This window comes from Micromonospora sp. NPDC020750, from assembly GCF_044334565.1.
In the GTDB taxonomy this organism is placed as follows: Bacteria; Actinomycetota; Actinomycetes; order Mycobacteriales; family Micromonosporaceae; genus Micromonospora.
Map to the genome: position 1 here is coordinate 421,599 of NZ_JBIRTH010000006.1, position 19,359 is coordinate 440,957.

Sequence of the window (19,359 nt, forward strand, 5' to 3'; positions counted from 1 at the left end):
GCCTCTCCGAAGAGTTCACCGGTTCGCACAATCGTGCGGTCGGGACTCGGGGCGGGTCTCGAACCGCAGGCGGGGGCCGTCCTCCAGCAACGGGTCGCGGCGGGTCTCCACCAGCAGTTCGGGGCGGCCGAGCTGGAGCACGACCTTGTTGACCACGCGCTGGGCGGCGGCCAGGGACCGCACGGGAAGCAGCCGTCCACGGCTCTCCCGGCGCAGGACGAAGTAGTGCACGGCGACCCGGACCTGCCCCCGGTCGGCCGCGCTGGACTGGGCGGTCTGCCGGACCAGCTCCCGCAGGCAGCTCGCGAGCTGCTCGGCCAGCTTCAGCTCGGGGCCGTGCAGGCCGGCGCGGAGTGCGGCAAGATGGCTGTCGACCTTGCGAATGAGCACGTCGGCACCGAGCCCGGCACCTCGTTCCTCGACAGCCATCCGCTCTCCTCACCCTAGCGTTGTGGTGAAGTTACTTTAGGTTGCGGCACACAAGCAAGCAGTTAAGTAAGACTTAACGGAAGAAAACGCGCTTTCTGCGTGCATTTCGCCCCAGTCAAGCAGCCACCTGGACTGGTCGGGCGTGGGCCGCCTCTCCGGGCCGGCCTGGATGTCCCACCTCCGGGGCAGGATGGGGGCATGGCGGAGGTGACGGCAGGGCCGCGCGCGGCGGACGCGGCGCGGGTGCTGGCGGGGTTCGGGGCGGCGACCCGGGAATGGTTCGCCGCGGCCTTCGCCGCGCCCACCGCCGCCCAGGTCGGCGCCTGGCGTTCCGTGGCGGCGGGCCGAAACGCCCTGGTCGTCGCGCCCACCGGCTCCGGCAAGACCCTCGCGGCGTTCCTCTGGTCGCTGGACCGGCTCGCCGGGTCACCGCCACCGGCCGAGGCCCGGCAGCGCTGCCGGGTGCTCTACGTCAGCCCGCTCAAGGCGCTCGCCGTCGACGTCGAACGCAACCTGCGCGCCCCCCTCGCCGGCATCCGGCAGGCCGCCACCCGGCTGGGCGTGGCCCCGCCGGAGATCACCGTGGGGATGCGCACCGGGGACACCCCCGCCGACGAGCGGCGGGCCTTCGCCCGCACCCCACCGGACATCCTCATCACCACCCCCGAGTCGCTGTTCCTGCTGCTCACCTCCGCCGCGCGGGACTCGCTGCGCGGCGTGCAGACGGTCATCGTCGACGAGGTTCACGCGGTCGCCGGGACCAAGCGCGGCGCACACCTCGCGCTCTCCCTGGAGCGCCTCGACGAGCTGCTGCCCGCCCCCGCCCAGCGGATCGGCCTGTCCGCCACCGTCCGGCCGGTCGACGCCTGCGCCCGGTTCCTCGGCGGGGCCCGCCCGGTCGACGTGGTGCAGCCGCCCAGCGCCAAGACCATCGAGGTGAGCGTCCAGGTCCCGGTGGAGGACATGACCCGCCTCGACGAGCGGGAACAGCCCGCCGACGACCTCGGCGGCCCCGGCCCGCGCCGGGCCTCGATCTGGCCGGCCGTGGAGGAGCGGGTCTTCTCCCTCGTCCGGGCGCACCGCTCGACGATCGTCTTCACCAACTCACGGCGCAGCGCCGAGCGGCTCTGCGCCCGGCTCAACGAGCTGGCCGCCGAGGAGCTGGCCGCCGCCCCCGCCGGACCCACCGCAGCCGGAGCCGCCCCCGCCGGACCGGCCCCCACCGGTTCCGGGGGCCGGCCGCCGGCCGAGGTGATGGCCCAGTCCGGCGCGGCGGCCGGGGCGGCCCCGGTGATCGCCCGCGCCCACCACGGCAGTGTCTCCCGGGAAGAGCGCAAGCACATCGAGGAGGCGCTCAAGTCCGGCCAGCTCCCCGCCGTGGTGGCCACCTCCAGCCTGGAGCTGGGCATCGACATGGGCGCGGTCGACCTGGTGGTGCAGATCGAGGCCCCGCCCAGCGTCGCCGCCGGCCTGCAACGCGTCGGCCGGGCCGGGCACCAGGTCGGCGCGGTCTCCCGGGGCGTGGTCTTTCCGAAGCACCGGGGCGACCTGCTGTCCTGTGCGGTGGTCGCCGGGCGGATGGCCGACGGCGCGATCGAGGAGCTGCACCACCCGCGCAACCCCCTCGACGTGCTGGCCCAGCAGATCGTCGCGATGGTCGCCCTTGAGCCGTGGCGGGTCGGCGACCTGGCCGTCCTGGTCCGCCGGGCCGCGCCCTTCGCCGAGCTGCCCGACTCCGCGCTGCACGCCGTGCTGGACATGCTCTCCGGCCGGTACCCGTCGACCGCGTTCGCGGAGCTGCGGCCCCGGCTGGTCTGGGACCGGGCCGCCGACGTGCTCACCGGCCGGCCCGGCGCGCAGCGGCTCGCCGTCACCAGCGGCGGCACCATCCCCGACCGGGGCCTGTTCGGGGTCTTCCTCGCCGGCGCGGAGCGGGCCGCCCGGGTGGGCGAGCTGGACGAGGAGATGGTCTACGAGTCGCGCATCGGCGACGTGTTCCTGCTCGGCTCGTCCTCGTGGCGGATCGAGGAGATCACCCCCGACCGGGTGCTGGTGTCGCCCGCCCCCGGCCAGGCCGCGCGGATGCCGTTCTGGAAGGGCGACCAGCTCGGCCGCCCCGTGGAGCTGGGCCGGGCCATCGGCGCCCGGGTGCGCGCCCTGATGCGCCACGGCGACGAGGCGGCCGTGGCCGCGCTGCGCGCCGGAGGGCTGGACGACTGGGCCGCCGGCAACCTGATGGCGTACCTGCGGGAGCAGCAGGCCGCCACCCGGTCCCTGCCGGACGACCGGACGGTGCTGGTCGAGCGGTTCCGCGACGAGCTGGGCGACTGGCGGCTCGCCGTGCACTCGGTGCTCGGGGCCCGGGTCAACGGCCCCTGGGCGCTGGCGATCGGCCGCCGCCTGGCCGAGCGGTACGGCGTCGACGCCCAGGTCATGCCGTCGGACGACGGGATCGTGGTGCGGCTGCCGGACACCGCCGAGGAGCCGCCCGGGGCCGACGTGGTGGTCTTCGAGCCCGACGAGATCACCCAGCTCGTCGAGGAGTCGGTCGGCACGTCCGCGCTGTTCGCGTCGCGGTTCCGCGAGTGCGCGGCCCGGTCGCTGCTGCTGCCCCGCCGCGACCCGCGCCGCCGGCAGCCGCTGTGGCAGCAGCGCCAGCGCGCCGCACAGCTCCTCGACGTGGCCCGCGAGTACGCCGACTTCCCGGTCACCCTGGAGGCCGCCCGGGAGTGCCTCCAGGACGTCTTCGACCAGCCGGCGCTGGCCGGGCTGATGCGCGACCTGGCCGCCCGCAGGGTCCGCCTGGTGGAGGTGGAGACGACCCAGCCGTCGCCGTTCGCCCGGTCGCTTCTTTTCGGGTACGTCGGCGCGTTCCTCTACGAGGGTGACGCCCCCCTCGCCGAGCGGCGGGCCGCCGCCCTGGCGCTGGACTCGGCGCTGCTCGGCGAGCTGCTCGGCCGGGTCGACCTGCGCGAACTGCTCGACCCGGCGGTGCTCGCCGAGACCGAGCGGCAGTTGCGCTGGCGCACCGAGCAGCGCCGCCCCCGCGACGCCGAGGACGCCGTCGAGCTGCTGCGCACCCTCGGCGACCTGTCCGAGGCGGAGCTGGCCGAACGCGGCGCCCCGGTCGACTGGCTCACCGAGCTGGCGGCGGCCCGCCGGGTGCTGCGGTTGCGCATCGCCGGCGAGGACCGCTGGGTGATCGTCGAGGACGCCGCCCGGCTGCGCGACGCGCTGGGCGTGGCGCTGCCGGTCGGGGTGGCCGAGGCGCACCTCGCCCCGGTGGCGGACCCGCTCGGCGACCTCGTCGCCCGGTACGCCCGCACCCACGGCCCGTTCGCCGCGGCCACCTGCGCGGCCCGGTTCGGGCTCGGGGTGTTCGTGGTGGAGCAGGCGCTGCGCCGGCTCGCCGCGACCGGGCGGGTGGTGTCCGGCGAGTTCGCCCCCGACAGCGTGGGCACCCAGTGGTGCGACGCCGAGGTGCTGCGGCTGCTGCGCCGCCGGTCCCTGGCCGCGCTGCGCCGGGAGATCGAGCCGGTGCCGCCCCGGGCCCTGGCCGCGTTCCTGCCCCGCTGGCAGCAGGTCGGGGCGTCGGCGCGGGGGGTGGAGGCGCTGGCCGCCGCCGTCGAACAGTTGCAGGGCGCGGCGGTGCCGGCGTCCGCGCTGGAACGCCTGGTGCTGCCCTGCCGGGTCGCCGACTACTCCCCCGCCCAGCTCGACGAGCTGTGCGCCAGCGGCGAGGTGGTCTGGGCCGGGGCCGGGGCGATCTCCGGCGGCGACGGCTGGGTCACCCTGGCGTACGCCGACTCCGCGCCGCTGCTGTTCCCCCCGCCCGACGACGCGTTGACCCGTACCCCGCTGCACGACGCCGTGCTGGACGCGCTCGCCGACGGGCAGGCGCTGTTCTTCCGGTCGCTGTCCGACCGGGTGGAGTCCACCGACGACGCCGCACTGACCGCCGCGCTCTGGGACCTGGTGTGGGCCGGGCACCTCACCAACGACACCCTCGCCCCGCTGCGGGCGGCGCTCGGCGGCGGCGGGGCGCACCGGTCCCGGCCGACCGCGCCGCGCACCCGGTACCGCCGCCCCGGCCGGGTCGCGCTGCCCAGCCGCACCGGCCCGCCCACCGTCGCCGGCCGCTGGTCCCGCCTGCCGGAACGGGACCTGGACCCCACCCGGCGGGCCGCCGCCCTGGCCGACGTGCTGCTGGAGCGGCACGGCGTGGTGACCCGGGGCGCGGTCGTCGCCGAGCAGGTCACCGGCGGCTTCGCCGCCGTGTACCCGGTGCTGTCGGCGCTGGAGGAACGCGGCGCGGCCCGACGGGGGTACTTCGTGGAAGGGCTGGGCGCGGCCCAGTTCGCGGTGCCCGGCGCGGTGGAGCGGATCCGCGCCCTCGCCGACCCGGCCGGGCCTGGCCGGGGCCGGGGCGAACCCGCCCTGGTGCTGGCCGCCACCGACCCGGCCAACCCGTACGGTGCGGCGCTGCCCTGGCCCGAGCGCGTGGTCGACTCCGGCGACGGGGCGGCCCCGGCCACCGGGCACCGGGCCGGCCGCAAGGCGGGCGCGCTGGTCGTGGTGGTCGGCGGCGACCTGGTGCTCTACGTCGAGCGCGGCGGCCGGACGATCCTCTCCTTCGCCGACGACCCGGACGCCCTCGCGGCGGCCGGCAAGGCCCTGGCCGACGCGGTGCACTCCGGCGCGCTCGGCGCGATCTCGGTGGAGCGGGCCGACGGGGAGGCGATCTCCTCGTCCCCGCTGCGTGACGCGCTCACCGCCGCCGGCTTCCGGGCGACTCCCCGCGGCCTGCGCCTACGCGGCTGACCACGCCCGCGGTGGTCGCCGCCGGGCGGTCTGCTCCAGCGGCTGAACCGCCACCCGTCAGCGAGTTGAACAGCAGGCTCGTCTGCGTGTCCAGGACCCCCGCGAGTCCACGGATTCTCTCCAGTGCGAGATCCAACTCCGACAGGGAGGCGGCGCGCAAGTGTAGGACCAGGTCCCAGGCCCCGATCGTGGAGAACAGCGTCTCGACCTCGGGGTAGCCCCGCACCGCCCGCACTACGTCCTGGCCACGGTTCGGTTCGATCCTGACCATCGTGACGCCCCGGATGGCGTCCCGGTCGACGTCGTTGCTCAGCCGAACCGTGAACGCCTCGATCACCCCGGAGTCGCGGAGCCGCTCGATTCTCGTTGTCACCGTCGACCGGTTCACACCGAGGACCCGGGCCAGGACAGCGACCGGAGTGCGGCTGTCGTGACGCAACTCTGAGATCAGTCGGTGATCGAGATCATCCAGCATGCAGATCGTCCTCCCCCTCTGGGCAATCTGCTGGAACATGCAGCAGATTGCGTGCTACTTGCTCATTGTGTCACCACTTCGACTGTTCCTAGGGTCAGGTCGTCACTGCCCGCTCTTGTGAAAGCGAGAACCCGTGTCCGCCTCCAACACCTCGGGACCGGCGATCACCCACTTCGCGGCCCGCGCCGGCGACCACAATGACCACGCCATGCAGGGATCGGGCATGATCGCCGCCGAACTCGCAGCTCGCCTGGGGTCGGCGCCGGTCGTCATCGGGTCGCCCCAGCCCGCACTGTGCGCGAACTGGGACGAGGAACTGGCCGCGGCCCGACCAGCGCTCCACGCCATGTCAGCGCACTTCGACGAGCTGTTCCGCGACGGCGCTCTTCCCGTCACAGCGCTGAGCCGCTGCGCGGTCGCCCTGGCCACGCTCCCGGTCGTCGCCAGGCACCGCCCGGATGCGGTGGTCGTCTGGTTCGACGCGCACGCAGACCTCAACACCCCCCGGAGCACCACCACCGGCTACCTCGGAGGCCTCGCCCTCAGTGGCCCGCTCGGAATGTGGGACTCCGGTCTGGGACAGGGGCTGAAACCAGAAAACGCGATCCTCTGTGGGGTACGCGACATCGACCCAGCCGAACAGCCCTTGATCGATGACGGCGTGATCACGCTGGTCGGGGTAGGCCCAGACCTGGCGGAGAGGCTGAGGGCCGCGATCGCCGGCCGGCCGGTCTACGTGCACATCGATTGCGACGTCCTCGAGCCCGGCACAGTGCCCACCGACTACCTCGTCCCCGGCGGCCTCACACTCAGCGACCTCAGATCCGCCGCGCTCGCCATGAGCGAGTTCGACGTCGTCGGGCTGGAAATCGGCGAGTTCGAGGCCGGGGAAGACTCCAATGGCGTCCCGATCCACCCCGGTCCGCTGCTGGACGCCCTTCAGCCGCTACTTCCCATGGGCTGACGCCCTGACCCACCACGAGATCCGCCCAGAGCCACCCGCCGCGTCCCGGGAGGGGAGCTACGAAGGGTGGTGACGCGGCTTTCGTACATCAACCGAGGTTTTTGGTGATGCGTAGCAGCACCTGGTCCGGTGGCCCGGCGACGAAGGCGGCCGTGTCGGAGAGTGCGGCGATCAGGGGCAGTCCGCGGCCGCCGACGGTGAGTGGGGCGGGGAGCTCAGCGTCGAGTCCGGCGCCATCGGGGGTACTGCCGCGGTTGCCGACCTTGAGCAGGCACACGTCGTCTTCGATGACGATGGCGATGTCCATGGCGCTGTCGGGATCGGCGTGTAGCACCGCGTTGGCGCATGCCTCGGTGATCAGCACGGCGAGGTGGCCACGAGAGTCCTCGGCGGCGTCGGTGAGGCTCAGCAGGGTGGCGAGCACATGGCGGGCACAGGTCACCGAGGACGGTTGACGCGGGAGTGACAGCGCCATACTCAACCGCATTGTGTAGCTCCTCCCGGCCCGTGCGTGACCCGCCGGACCACTGCGTCACACCCTAAGGCGGGATGCTCCGGCTGCGATCACCACTACCCGGGGCTGCCGAGGTGAAACGGTCAGGGTGTCGGTTCGACGTACGTCGGCCAGGCGGCGGTTCGCCCGCTGGCGGATAGGGTAAGCGAGGATCATCGGCGTGGGAGGTCGTTGTGAGTCTGCTGTTGTCGGTCCGGCCGGGCCGGGGTTGCACCGTGCTCGAGGTGGGCGGCGAGCTGGACATGGCGACGTCCCCGCAGTTGCGCGAGAGTCTGCAACGGTTGGTTGACGCCGGTGACCGCCAGGTGGTGGTGGATCTGGCCGGGGTCGGGTTCATGGACTCAAGCGGGCTGGGCGCGCTGGTGATGATGTTCAAGGCGCTGCGTGACCTCGATGGTCGGTTGTGCCTCGCCGCGGCGCAGCCCGCCGTGCACAGCGTCCTGACGGTCACGTCGGTGAATCGAGCTATCCAGGTCTATGACAGTGTGCAGGCGGCTGAAGCCGGCGTGCCGTCCACGGACGACGCGACAGGCCGGTAGTCAGTCGGGCAGCGCGGTGCTGGCCCGCGCCTGGTCGGCACCGGATCTGGTACGCCGGTCCTGGCTGTGCCCGCTGTGCCAGTCGAGGATGAACAGGGTGGCATCATCGGCCAGAGCCGGTCCGCTGACCTCGAGCACCGCATCGGCCAACGCCCGGACGGCCTCGCGCGGATGCAGACCGGTGATCGACCGCAACATGGTCGGTAGATCCAGGTTGGCGGCGTTGCGCTCCCGCATGCCATCGGTGACCACTACCAGACGGTCGCCGGGTCGCAGCGTGATCTCGCCGGCGCGGTAATCGGCCTCGGCGAACATGCCCAGGGGGAAGTTCGCCGGTAGCGACAGCGTCCGGGTGTCCCCGTCGCGTACCAGCAGCGGCGGCACGTGCCCCGCGTTGAGCAGCACGCACACCCCGGTGCGCAGGTCGAGACGGCCGAGGACCGCGGTCATGTAACTGCCGGGCACACCGGCGTGTGCGGCCACGTCGGTATTCGCGGCGTCGGCCTGTTCCACCAGACCAACCCCACGGCGGCGGCTGTTGCGCAGGCTGCCCACGCCCAGGGTGGCCGTCAGCGCGCTGGCCACCCCGTGGCCCATCGCGTCGGTGACGCTGAAGTGCAGCACGTCCCGGGCAAGGCTGTAGTCGAAGGTGTCCCCGCCGATGCTGGCGGCGGGTTCCAGCCAGCCGGACAGGGTGAACGCACTGCCCTCACACGTGAACGAGCCGGGCAGCAGGCGGCGCTGGATCTCCCCGGACAGGGTGAAGGGGGTCGTGCGTTGCCCCCACTCGAAAAGGTCGGTGTACCGCCGGTTGGCAATCACCACGTACGCCAGCACGTGCGCCGTGCGGGCGATCTCCTCCAGCGCCTGCGGAGCGGGCTCGGCCGGCAGGATCATCTCGAGCAGGCCGATCGCCTCACCGCGGTCGGTCACGGGGGTCAACACCGTCCACCCGTCAGGCTGGGCGACAACCTGCACCGTCTGGGTGCGTAGCGCCTGCTCGACGGGGCCGCCGTCGAACGGCATCACCGTGGCGACCTCATCACCGTCCCGGCGGCTCCCACCGGCATCGTCGAGCGGCACGTGGGCCAACCGGACCAGCGCCCGGCCGCTGAGGTCCGCGATCAGGAACGCGACGCTACGTGCCCGCAGCGCCACACCGAGTTCCCGGGTGACCGCCTCGACCGCCTCGACCGGCGAGGCGTTCTCCGCCGCATCCAACATATGGGCCATGATCCGCCCCCGGCTGCTTTCCACTCTCGGAGCCTACGAGACCCTGCCTGTCATCGCCGAGCACGAGGATCGTCACCGCAGCGTCGACAGCCCCGACCAGGTCCAAAGCCAGGGCCTGTGGATGGGTCCGCCCTCATGATACGGCCCGCCTCTCGGCTGACGACTCGCCCTGTGCGACCCGGCGAGGTGGCACGCAGGCATGCCCCGTGCACGGCGAACGGCCAACCCTGACCACGGACAGCGGCATGTCATCGGCGCGGTGGGCGCCGGTCACGGCACCGGCTGCGCGCCTCCCCGGCGGGTCGCGAGCGCGGTGAGCGCGAGCGCCACCGCGGCCGTGCCGACCGCGCACCACAGGATCGCCGTGAAGGTGTGCGGCACCACCCACTCGGTGACCACGATCAGGCCGCCCGTCGCCGCCCACAGCGGCGCCGACGGCCACCGCGCGCCCGCCGCCACCTGGGCATTGACCAGCACGAACACCAGCGCGTACAGGGCACCTGTGGCGGCGAAGACCGGCGCGTAGCGACCGAGGCCGACGTAGTCGGCGCCGCCCGCCAGGCGGAACGCGAGCCCACCGGCGAGCGCCGACGCCGCCACCAGCGACGCGCCGCAGCCGGCCACCAGCCCGAGGGCGATCATGAGCGCCCGTCGGTTGCCCTGCGCCAGGCGCGGGAGCGCCAGCACCGTGACCACCTGCGGCGCCCACAGCGCCCCCTTGGTGAGCACGGTCCCGACCGCGTACCCGCCCGAGGCGTCCGCCGGCAGCAGGTGGCGGGCCAGGATCAGGTCGGCGTACGAGACGACGAGCATCGCGAGCGTCGCCGAGCAGGCGGTGAGGACCTGACGGGCGGTGATGCCGTGGCCGCCCGACGCGTCGACCCGCGAACGGGCCAGGTGGGCCAGGACCGGCGGGATCAGCAGCGTGACGGCCGTACCCGCCAGGACCGACCCGGTCAGGCCGGCACCGAGCAGCAGGCCGGCGATCAGGCCGGCGTACCGGCCGACGGCCAGCACCGCCATGCCGAGTGCCAGACGCAGGAAGCGCTCGTCACCCTGCAACTCGCCCAGCCACCTGCCGGCCACCACGACAGCGCCGGTGTAGACCGCGAGCAGCAGCGTCACGGCCGGCGGAAGGTCCAGCAGCGCGCTCAGGACCGGCGTCAGGACGACCACGGCGCCGGCACAGACGGCTGCGGTCAGCCAGCCGATCCGGCCGCTCGCCGCGCCGCGCGTGCGGGCCCGGTGGATCGCGACCGCGATCTGTAGGCCCACCCCGGGAACGCCGGCGATCGCCGCGATCGCGAGGACGGTGGCCAGCGCGCCCAGGTCGCCGGGGCCGAGCTGTCGGGCGCCGAGGACGGGCACGAGGTAGCCGAGGCCGTTGGTCAGCGCGCCCGCCACGGCCACCGCCGCCCCGGACATGCCGATCCGCCGCCGGGCGGAGGTCGTCACGGTCACGGCACCAGCCGCCGGAGGGAGGGTGGCTCGGCGCGGTTCAGAGGCGGCCGTCGTGCACGGCCCGGGTCACCCACGGGATCACCTCGTCGAGCATGGCGTCGAGGCCGGTCGTCGCGGTGAAGCCGAGCACCTCGCGGGCCTTGGCGACGTCCGGCACCCGCTTGGTCACGTCGTGCTCGAACGGCTCGTCGCTGACGTACCGGAACGGCACGTCAGGGCCCTTGATCTTGCGCCAGATCAGCTCGGCCAGCTCCAGCACCGTGGTCGAGTCGGCGGTCGAGAGGTTGAAGTCCTCGTTGCGCGCCGCCTCGTGCTCCATCGCCACCACGATCCCGCGCGCCAGGTCGCCGCCGTAGGTGTAGTGGCGCACCTGCTCGCCGGTGCCGAGGATGCGCAGCGGGTCCTGACCCTTGACGATCTTCTGCACCAGGTCGGGGACCACATGCGACATCGCCAGCTTGACGTTGCCGGACAGCACCTCCGCCTCGCCGAGCGCCCGCCCCTCGCCGACCCCGACACAGTTGAACGGCCGCACGATCGTGTACGGCAGCCGGTACTGGTCCCAGGCCGCCCGCGCGTAGTACTCGACCGCCAGCTTCTGGAAGCCGTACGAGGACAGCGGCGGCGGGATCCGCCGCTCGTCGCCCTCCCGGCTCGGCCAGCGGTCGGTCGACTCGTACACCATCGACGACGAGACGTAGGTGACCTTCCGCAGCCGGCCGGCCCGGTGCGCCGCGATCGCCGCGTCGCAGGACGCCGCCATGATCCGCTCGTTCGTGGCGAGGAGGTCGTACGCGTACGCGTGGAAGTAGGAGATGCCGCCGATCATCGCGGCGCCGGCGACGAAGTGGTCGCAGCCGGCGAGCAGGTCGGCGAGGAGCGCGGCGTCGCGCGCGTCGCCCTCGACGAACCGGTAGCGGGGATGGTCGTCGTAGCTGTGCGCCACCGGGCCGTACTTCGAGTGGTTGTCGAGCCCCACCACCTCGTGCCCACGGCCGAGCAACTCCTCCACCAGGTATCCGCCGATGAATCCCGCCGAGCCGGTGACCAGCACCGTCGCCATCCGTATCTCCTCTACCGCGCCACGTCGATGTCGGTCGCCACGTTTTCGGTCGCCACAGCCGGCGCAGGCGTGGCCGGCGCCGGACGCCGCGCCTCCCACCGCGCGGCGAGCTGCTGCGCGGTCAGCCGCCGGCCGAACGCGAAAAAGTACCAGCGCAGATAGCTGGGCAGGAACCGCCCCACGTCGAAATGCGACTCGCCGAGCTGCCGATCCAGCCAGATCGTCGGGATCTCGGCGACCGGGCGGCGCAGCCGGGTCGCCTTCGCGGTCAGCTCGATGCCGATTTCGAACCCGGTCCGGGACTCGATGCCGACCTCGCGGACGAAGTCGGTGTCGTACGCCTTGAAGCTGTTGGTCGCGTCGCGGGTGCCGACCCTCGCCAGCAGCCACAGGGTGCGCCCGGCCCACCGGGAGGCCATCCGCTTGAATCGCGGCCCGCCGACCTGCTGCCCACCGGGCATGTAGCGGGACGCGGCGGCGACCACCACACCACGGTCGACGAGCCGGGCCAGGTCGTCGATCTGCCGTGGGTCGTCACAGCCGTCGGCCATCGTCACCACGGCGACCGGCGCTCGCGCCGCGTCGATGCCGAACCGGATCGCGTTGGCCGGCCCGGGCCCGTACGTGTTGAGCACCGGGCGGACCCGCGGGTCGCGGCGGGCGACCTCCCGGGCGTACGGGACGGTGGTGTCCTCCGGCATGTCGTGCACGATGAGCACCTCGGCCGGCAGCAGCACCTCACACAGGATGCGGTCGAGGCAGCGGACGACGTCCGCGCCCTCGTTGTAGACCGGGATGACCACCGTGACCCGGGGTGTCATACCCGCACGCCCCGTCCGGTCAGGCCCCACATGTCAATCAGCGGCTGGTCGGTGTCGAGGTCGGCGTAGTCGGCATGCGGTGCGGCGATCACCAGCAGGTCGGCCCGCCTGAGCACCTCGTCGAGCGGGAGGATCCGGTCGTCGTCGACCACGTACGGGTCGGTGCACAGGGTCTCCCCCGCCTTGAGCCTGAGGATCTTGCGCAGCTTGTACGCCAGGCTGCTGCGGGAGTCGTCGCTGCCGCCCTTGAACGCCATGCCCAGGATGCCGACGGTCATCGTGGCCAGGTCGAACCGGTCCTCCAGCCGGGAGACCAGGTACAGCGGCAGGCCCTCATTGATCAACATCGCCGAGTGGCCGAGCACGAAGTTGTTCCGGTTGAACGCGGCCAGTTGCATGGTGTCCTTGAGCAGGCACGGCCCGGCGGCGAAGCCGGGCATCGGCAGGTCGGCCGCGCGCGGGTAGTCGAACGCGACGGCGTGCCGGATGCGGGCGAAGTCGAGGCCGAAGTCGTTGGCCATCATCCAGAACTGGTTGGCGGTCGCGAACTTCACGTACCGCCAGGTGTTGGTGAACAGCTTCGCGAGCTCGGCCTCCTCCGGCTCCAACGCGACGATCGAGTCGGTGAGCCGGCGGAAGAGCAGCTCCGCCCGTTCCATGGCCCGCGGCGTCCGGGCCGCGACGATCTGCGGCAGGGTGAACAGCTCGGTCATCGCCCGGCCCTCGGCGATCCGCTCCGGGCAGAACGCCACGTCGACCGTGAGGCCCCTGCTCGCCAGCAGCTTCTCGGTCAGCGCCGTCACGCCCGGGTAGACCGTGCTGCGCAGGACCACCAGCTGCCCGTCGTGCAGGTGCTCGGCGCAGCGTTCCAGCGCCCGGGGCACCGCGCTGAGGTCGGGGTTGAGGTGTTCGTCGACCGGGGTGCCGACGACCACGACCAGGGTGTCGGCCAGACCGACGCTCGTCGCCTCGGTGCTCGCGCGCAGCCGGCCGGCGGCCAGCGCTTCGGTCAGCGGCTCCGCGGCGCCCTCCTCGGCGAAGGGCAGCGAACCGGAGTTGACCCGGTCGACCGCGGCGGCGTCGATGTCGTACAACACGACGCTCAGGCCACGGGAGGCCAGCGCGATGCCCAACGGCAGGCCGACCCGGCCGCAGCCGCCCACGACGCACACATCGACCGCCGCCGCACCGTCCGCCTGTGTCATCGCCGCATCCTCCCGCCGGCCCGGCACGGAAATCGCCCGCCGGCCAGTGCAGGTTACTGGCGAGGAAACCTCGGGTCTACCCATCCGTAGGTAAGGGACTAAGGTTCCACACCATGGCCAGCACGCTGTCCACGGAACTGAGCTCGCGGTTCGCCGCCAGGCTGCCGGCCCGCGCCGTCGGGGCCGCCGTTCGGCTCGCCTATCCGCGGGTCGAACCGGAACTCGCCCGGCTGCCCTCCTACGCGCCGCGCGGCGGCACCGCTGTGGACATCGGCGCCTGGTACGGGCCGTGGACCCGCGGCCTGCGGCGGCTGGCCGACCGGGTCGTGGCGGTGGAGCCGGCCGCCGAGCTGGCGCGGTGCGTGGCCGCCGCCTACCCGGACGTGCGGGTCGTCGAGGCGGTGGCCTCCGACCGGCCGGGTAAGGCGGAGCTGTTCGTTCCCGCCGGTGGTCCCGGTATCGGCACCTCGTCCGTGGAGCGTGGCGACGGCCCGTCGGTCACCGTCGACCGGATCACAGTGGACGGTCTCGGGCTCACCGACGTGCGGTTCGTCAAGCTCGATGTCGAGGGCCACGAGCTGCCGGCGCTACGCGGCGCCGAGCGCACCATCCGGCGGGACGGCCCGCTTCTGCTCATCGAGCTGGAGGAGCGGATCCAGCCGATCGACCCGGTGCTCGCGCTGCTCGACGGGTGGGGCTACCGGCCGCACGTCATGCCGGACGACCGCTGGGTGCCGCTGGCCGGCTTCGACCTGGTCGCGCACCAGCGGGCGGCGGTCGGCCGGGTGGCGCAGAGCTTCGCCCGACGGGTCGTCGACCCACGGCCCCGCTACGTCAACATGGTTCTGTTCCGACGCGAGGAGCCGCCCCGATGACGAAGCCTGGCAGCACGGCCGAACAGGGCACCACGGCCTCGCCGGACACCACGGCCGCCAGGCCCATCGACCCGATCCACCTCGCCGCCGTCGTGCTGATCACCGCGAGCGTGCTCTGGCGGGCATCGATCACCACGCGTGGGTACCTCACCAGCGACGACTTCCCGATCATCGGCCAAGCCGACGCCGGTGGCCTGGATCCGGGGCACCTGTTCGGGCTCTACAACAACCACTTCATGCCGGCCGCCCGGCTGCTCACCTGGGTCACCCACCGGCTGACCGAGTACGAATACTGGCCGTACGCCACGCTCATGGTGATCGGTCAGGTGGCCGTCAGCGTCGCCTTCTACCGGCTGCTGCGCCTCCTGCTCCCGGCAGGCTGGGCGTTGCTGGTGCCGCTCTGCCTGTTCGTGTTCAACCCGCTGACGCTGGAGGACAGCGCGTGGTGGGCGGTGGCGATCAACCTGCTGCCGATGCAGCTGGCCATGATCGTGGCCATCGGGGCCCAGGTGCGTTACATCCGTACCCGCCGGCGCCGCCACCTGGTCGCGCTCGGCGCGTCGGTCGTCGTGGCCCTGCTCTTCTTCGAGAAGGCGCTGCTGGTGGTCGCGGCGGTCTTCCTGCTGACCCTCTGCCTCTACGCACCGGGCGGGCCGCTGCGGGCGGTGCTGACGACGATCCGCCGCTGGTGGCCCGCCTGGCTGGTGCTCGGCGGGATCTCCGTGGTGTACCTGGCCGGCTACCTGTCGGTGTCGACGTCGACGCTCCGCGCGCCGGTCTCGGCGGGCGAGGTGGGCGCGTTCCTTCAGCAGTTCTACGGGCAGTCCCTCCCCGCCGGCCTGGTGGGCGGCCCGTGGACCTGGCTCGACGCCTCGGACGGCCCCGCCGTCGTCGCCCTGACCCGGACCGCCCAGTGGGTCTCGTGGGCGATCGTGGCAGCGTTCATCGGTTGCACGGTGTGGCTGCGCCGCGTGGTGGCGGTCCGGGCGTGGATCCTGCTGGCGCTCTACTCCGGACTGGGCGCCGGGCTGATCGGCGCCACCCGGCTCGGGTCCGGGTTCAGCGGCGTGGCCGGCCTGGTGCCGCGCTACTTCGGCGACGTGCTGCTGGTCGCGGCCCTCTGCGCCGGCGTGGCGCTCTGCGGCCTGCGCCGGACGGAGCCGGCCGACGCCACGGAGCCCGCCGACGCCACGGAGCCGGGGCCGGTCCGCCGCCACCCCCAGCAGTTCGCCACCGCGCTCGCCGCCGGCCTGGTCCTGCTGATCGCCAGCAGCGTCTACAGCGGCGTCGACTTCGGCACCGACTGGCGGTCCAAGGCCGGGCGCGACTACCTGAACACGGCCCGCGCCGGCCTGGCCACCGCCGAGCCGGGAACGGTGTTCATGGACCAGCCGGTGCCCGAGATCGTGGTCCCCGGGTTGTCCCACCCGTGGAACATGCAGTCGCGGTTCTTCGCGCCGCTCGACGACGGACCGACCTTCGTGACCAGGGCCCGCAAGCTGTGGGTCTTCGACGACTCCGGCAACGTCCGCCCGGCCTGGGTCAAGGGCGTCAAGGCGGCGCCCGGGCCGGCACCGGGCTGCGGCTACCAGGTCGCGGGTGGCCGGACGGCGCGGATCCCGCTCCGGGGGACGGTCGTCGACTACTGGCAGGTGGTGCGGATCGGGTACCTCAGCGACCGGGACACCACCGCCACGTTCCGGCTCGGCGACGGCGAGCTGGTGCCGTTCGAGGTGCACCGCGGGCTCAACGCGATGTTCCTGCTCGTGCCTGGTGGCGGCGACGAGGTCCAGCTCGCGGTGGACGACCCGGCGGCCACCCTCTGCACCGACGAGATCGAGATCGGCGCGCTGGTGCCACAGCCGGTCGGGTAGCCGGTGCGCCACCGGCTGATCCCGCACGCCGCGCCGCACGCCGTCGCGGCGGCGATCACCGCCGTGGTGCTCGCCCCGCTGGTCCTGCCCGGTTACGTGCTGCGCTACGACATGGTCTTCGTGCCCCGTCAGCCGCTGAACTGGGAGATGGTCGCGCCGGCCGACGCGCTGCCCCGCGCCGTGCCGCTGGACGCGCTGGTGTCGGTCACCAACCTCGTCGCGCCGGGCTGGTTGGTGCAGCGGATCACGCTGGTCGCGATCGTCTACCTGGCGGCGCTCGGCATGGCCCGGCTGATGCCGACCGGGCGGACGCTGACCCGGGTGGCCGGCGCGTTCGCCTATGCCTGGACGCCGTACCTCGCCGAGCGGCTGCTGCTCGGGCAGTGGGGCCTCCTGCTGGCGTACGCGGCCCTGCCCTGGCTGGTCGCCGCGGTGCGGGACGTGCGCACCGGCCGGCCCGGCGGGCTGCCCCGCCTGGTGCTGGCGGCGGCGCCGGCCGCGGTGACCCCGACCGGCGGCCTGATCGCGCTGTGCACGGTGGCCGTGCTGCTGCCCGGCGGCTTCGCGGGCTGGCGCCGGGCGACCGCCGCCGCCCTCGGCGCGCTCACCGCGATCAACGCGCCCTGGCTGGTCGCGGCCGCGACGAGTGCCGCCGACGGCCGGTCGGACCCGGAAGGCGTCGCCGCGTTCGCCGCGCGGGCCGAGAACTGGGGCGGCGCGTGGACCGCGCTGGCCGGCACCGGCGGCATCTGGAACGCCCAGACCGTTCCCGACAGCCGGTCCTCGCCGCTGGTGCCGGCCGCGACACTGGTGCTGCTCGCGGTGGCCGTGGTGGGTGTGCGGGAACTGCGCCGGCGGTGGCCGGGCGGGGCCGGACGGCTGGGGCTGCTCGCGGCCGGGGCGTTCCTGCTCGCCGCGGCGGGCACCGGGCCCGGTGCGCCGGTCCTGGAACGGCTCATCGGCACGGTTCCGGGCGCCGGGCTGCTGCGCGACGGCCAGAAGTTCCTGATCCCGTACGCGGTCCTGCTGGCCCTGGGGGTGGCCCTCGGCGCCGAGGTGCTCGCCGGCAGGTTGGCTCGCCGCCTCGACGCCGATGCGGGCCGGGTCGTGCTGGTCGCGGCCGCGCTGCTGCCGGTGGCGGTCCTGCCCGACCTGGCCTTCGGCGCCGCCGGGCAGCTCCGGCCGGTGCGCTACCCGGCCGACTGGGACGCGGTGGCGGCGCGGGTCGCCGCCACGCCCGGCGAGGTACTCTCGCTGCCGTTCGAGGGCTACCAGCGTTACGGCTGGGCCCGGAACACTGTGGTGCGTGACCCCGCGCCGCGCTACCTGGACGCGCCGGTGCTGATGAACGACGCGCTGCGGGTCGGCGACGTGACGGTCGACGGCGAGAACCCACGGGCGGCGCGGGTCCGTGCCGTTCTCGACGCGGACGGCCCGCTCGCCGAGCTGGGGGTCCGGTGGGTGCTCCTGCGGCGCGAACCCGGCGTCGAGCCGCCCGCGACGGCCCTCGCCGGGCTGCGCCCGGCCTTCGCCGGTCCGCACCTTGAACTGTGGGAGAACCCGGCCGCCGGCCCGCCGCCGGCCGCCGGCCGGCGGTGGCCCGCGGCCGCCGCGCACCTGGTCGCCGCGGCGATCGTGGTTCTCGCCCTCCTGGCACTACTGCTACGCGGACAAAGATCGTGGTATATTCCGCGCACTCACGAACCCGGGGAGGTAGAACCATGGCCAAGCTGGCCACGTTCGCCGTCGCTGCCGTCCTCGGCGCGGCGCTGGGCGTCATCGGCCTCGTCGCGACGGTCGGAGCGGTGAGCCCGTCCGCCGACCACGTCGCCGAGGAGAGCACCGACACCGCTGTCACCAAGGTCTACGGCAACCGCTGATCCGCTAGCTGCGACGTGGTCGCCGGCAACTGCCCGGCGACCACGTCGGCGAACGCCGCCCCCGACACCGACCAGGTGAAGCGCCGCGCATAGGCCGCGGCAGCCGTGCCCATCTCCGCGCGCCGGTCCGCGTCCACCAGCAACGCCCGGACCGCCTGGAAGAACTGGAACTCGTCGTCGACCAGCATGCCGGTCTGCCCGTCGGCCATCGCCTCGGCGACCCCGCCGGCGGCGCGGAACGCGACGGACGGGGTGCCCCGGGCACCGGCCTCCACAATGGTCAGCCCCCAGCCCTCCTTGAGCGACGGCACCAGCGACACCCACGAGCGGCACAGCAGGTCGTGCTTGTGCTCCTCAGGGACGAACCCGGTGAACCGGACGCGGTCGGCGATGTCGAGGTCGGCGGCGAGCCGCCGCAACGGCTCGTCCCACCAGCCCTGGCCGGCCACCACCAGCTCGAGCTCCGGCAACTCCGTGGCGAGCAGGGCGGTGGCGCGCAGCGCCAGCTCCACCCGCTTGTGCGGGACGAGCCGGCCGAGCACCACCAGGCTCGGGTGGGCGGTACGCGGCACCGGCGGGCCGACGACGGCCGGCGTTCCGTTGTGGATGACCGCGATGCGGCCCGGGTCGACGCCGAGCCCGGCGAGCTCGCTGCGCGTCGACTCGGACACCGTGACGTACCGGCAGGTCCGGTAGACCCGGACCGCCAGCCGCGACTCGATCCACCAGCCGATCCGGGCCATCCACGGGCCGAAGACCACCGGCCACTGCTCACGGTGCACGTGGTGGACCAGCGCGATGACCGGGCGGCGGGCGTAGACCCGGCTGAGGAACGGCATGCCGTTGCACACGTCGACGATCACGTCCGGCCGGCCGAGCCGCCGGCGGGCGAGCGGACCGATGCCGAAGGCGCCCGCCAGGTAGACCAGGGCCGCGTACAGGTAGACCGTGTGACGGCCGCCGCGGCGCAGGATGCGGAACCCGTCGGGCATCGTCTCCAGGGCGGGGCCGTCGGCGTGCGCCTGGCAGAACAGGGTCACCCGGTAACCGCGCGCGACCAACTCGGCTGCGACCCGTTCGAGGAAGACCTCCGAACCGCCGCCCTCCGGATGCCGCGTGTCCCGCCAACTGAGGAAGTGGACATGAGGACCAGAGGTTTGGGTCATGGCCTACTCATCCACCCCTACTTGCGAGTACGGTTCGCG

Annotated in this window: 15 protein-coding genes; 6 read left to right on the forward strand and 9 right to left on the reverse strand. The window is 73.5% G+C overall.

Annotated features, from left to right (window positions below):
- Positions 1-15: 15 nt before the first annotated feature.
- Positions 16-429, reverse strand: a complete 414-nt coding sequence (locus ACH4T9_RS21220; protein ID WP_396673404.1) for a hypothetical protein — start codon at positions 427-429, stop codon at positions 16-18.
- Positions 430-627: 198 nt separating this feature from the next.
- On the opposite strand from ACH4T9_RS21220, the gene ACH4T9_RS21225 reads away from it, so the two are divergent.
- Complete coding sequence (locus ACH4T9_RS21225) at positions 628-5,250, forward strand: ATP-dependent helicase (protein WP_396673405.1); 4,623 nt, start codon at positions 628-630, stop codon at positions 5,248-5,250.
- Here the strand turns inward: ACH4T9_RS21225 and ACH4T9_RS21230 are convergent.
- Positions 5,198-5,764: an Lrp/AsnC family transcriptional regulator gene (locus tag ACH4T9_RS21230; RefSeq protein WP_396673406.1), complete on the reverse strand. Its 567-nt coding sequence runs from the start codon at positions 5,762-5,764 to the stop codon at positions 5,198-5,200. The two genes, ACH4T9_RS21225 and ACH4T9_RS21230, sit on opposite strands and share 53 nt — an antisense overlap.
- Positions 5,765-5,858: 94 nt before the next feature.
- Here ACH4T9_RS21230 and ACH4T9_RS21235 point away from each other — a divergent pair, with 94 nt between their 5' ends.
- Positions 5,859-6,689: an arginase family protein gene (locus tag ACH4T9_RS21235; RefSeq protein WP_396673407.1), complete on the forward strand. Its 831-nt coding sequence runs from the start codon at positions 5,859-5,861 to the stop codon at positions 6,687-6,689.
- Positions 6,690-6,777: 88 nt separating this feature from the next.
- Here ACH4T9_RS21235 and ACH4T9_RS21240 read toward each other — a convergent pair whose 3' ends face one another.
- On the reverse strand, positions 6,778-7,164 hold the full coding sequence (locus ACH4T9_RS21240) for an ATP-binding protein (RefSeq protein ID WP_396673408.1): 387 nt from the start codon (positions 7,162-7,164) through the stop codon (positions 6,778-6,780).
- 212 nt (positions 7,165-7,376) lie between these two features.
- Here ACH4T9_RS21240 and ACH4T9_RS21245 point away from each other — a divergent pair, with 212 nt between their 5' ends.
- Positions 7,377-7,742: an STAS domain-containing protein gene (locus ACH4T9_RS21245; RefSeq protein WP_161688125.1), complete on the forward strand. Its 366-nt coding sequence runs from the start codon at positions 7,377-7,379 to the stop codon at positions 7,740-7,742.
- On the opposite strand, the gene ACH4T9_RS21250 is transcribed toward ACH4T9_RS21245, so the two are convergent.
- From ACH4T9_RS21250 to ACH4T9_RS21270, 5 genes are all read right to left on the reverse strand, one after another.
- Positions 7,743-8,999, reverse strand: a complete 1,257-nt coding sequence (locus ACH4T9_RS21250) for a PP2C family protein-serine/threonine phosphatase (RefSeq protein WP_396673409.1) — start codon at positions 8,997-8,999, stop codon at positions 7,743-7,745.
- A 246-nt stretch (positions 9,000-9,245) separates the two neighbouring features.
- Positions 9,246-10,400 carry a polysaccharide biosynthesis protein gene (locus ACH4T9_RS21255; RefSeq protein WP_396673445.1) on the reverse strand — a complete coding sequence of 385 codons (1,155 nt, stop codon included), beginning with the start codon at positions 10,398-10,400 and terminating at the stop codon, positions 9,246-9,248.
- A 73-nt stretch (positions 10,401-10,473) separates the two neighbouring features.
- Positions 10,474-11,499, reverse strand: a complete 1,026-nt coding sequence (locus ACH4T9_RS21260; protein WP_396673410.1) for an NAD-dependent epimerase/dehydratase family protein — start codon at positions 11,497-11,499, stop codon at positions 10,474-10,476.
- Between the two features lie 11 nt (positions 11,500-11,510).
- Complete coding sequence (locus tag ACH4T9_RS21265) at positions 11,511-12,320, reverse strand: glycosyltransferase family 2 protein (RefSeq protein ID WP_396673411.1); 810 nt, start codon at positions 12,318-12,320, stop codon at positions 11,511-11,513.
- A complete protein-coding gene (locus tag ACH4T9_RS21270; RefSeq protein WP_396673413.1) occupies positions 12,317-13,525 on the reverse strand; it encodes a nucleotide sugar dehydrogenase in 1,209 nt (402 codons plus the stop codon). Before ACH4T9_RS21270 ends, ACH4T9_RS21265 begins: the two co-directional genes overlap by 4 nt.
- A gap of 113 nt (positions 13,526-13,638) precedes the next feature.
- On the opposite strand from ACH4T9_RS21270, the gene ACH4T9_RS21275 reads away from it, so the two are divergent.
- Genes ACH4T9_RS21275 through ACH4T9_RS21285 form a run of 3 tightly spaced genes read left to right on the forward strand, consistent with a single transcriptional unit; the run spans position 13,639 to position 18,083 of the window.
- Positions 13,639-14,400, forward strand: a complete 762-nt coding sequence (locus tag ACH4T9_RS21275) for an FkbM family methyltransferase (protein WP_396673414.1) — start codon at positions 13,639-13,641, stop codon at positions 14,398-14,400.
- On the forward strand, positions 14,397-16,274 hold the full coding sequence (locus tag ACH4T9_RS21280; RefSeq protein ID WP_396673415.1) for a hypothetical protein: 1,878 nt from the start codon (positions 14,397-14,399) through the stop codon (positions 16,272-16,274). Before ACH4T9_RS21275 ends, ACH4T9_RS21280 begins: the two co-directional genes overlap by 4 nt.
- Before the next feature lie 3 nt (positions 16,275-16,277).
- Positions 16,278-18,083 (forward strand): hypothetical protein, encoded by a 1,806-nt coding sequence (locus ACH4T9_RS21285; protein WP_396673416.1) that lies wholly within the window; start codon positions 16,278-16,280, stop codon positions 18,081-18,083.
- A gap of 55 nt (positions 18,084-18,138) precedes the next feature.
- Here the strand turns inward: ACH4T9_RS21285 and ACH4T9_RS21290 are convergent, their stop codons facing one another.
- A complete protein-coding gene (locus ACH4T9_RS21290) occupies positions 18,139-19,320 on the reverse strand; it encodes a glycosyltransferase family 4 protein (RefSeq protein WP_396673417.1) in 1,182 nt (393 codons plus the stop codon).
- Positions 19,321-19,359 lie beyond the last annotated feature (39 nt).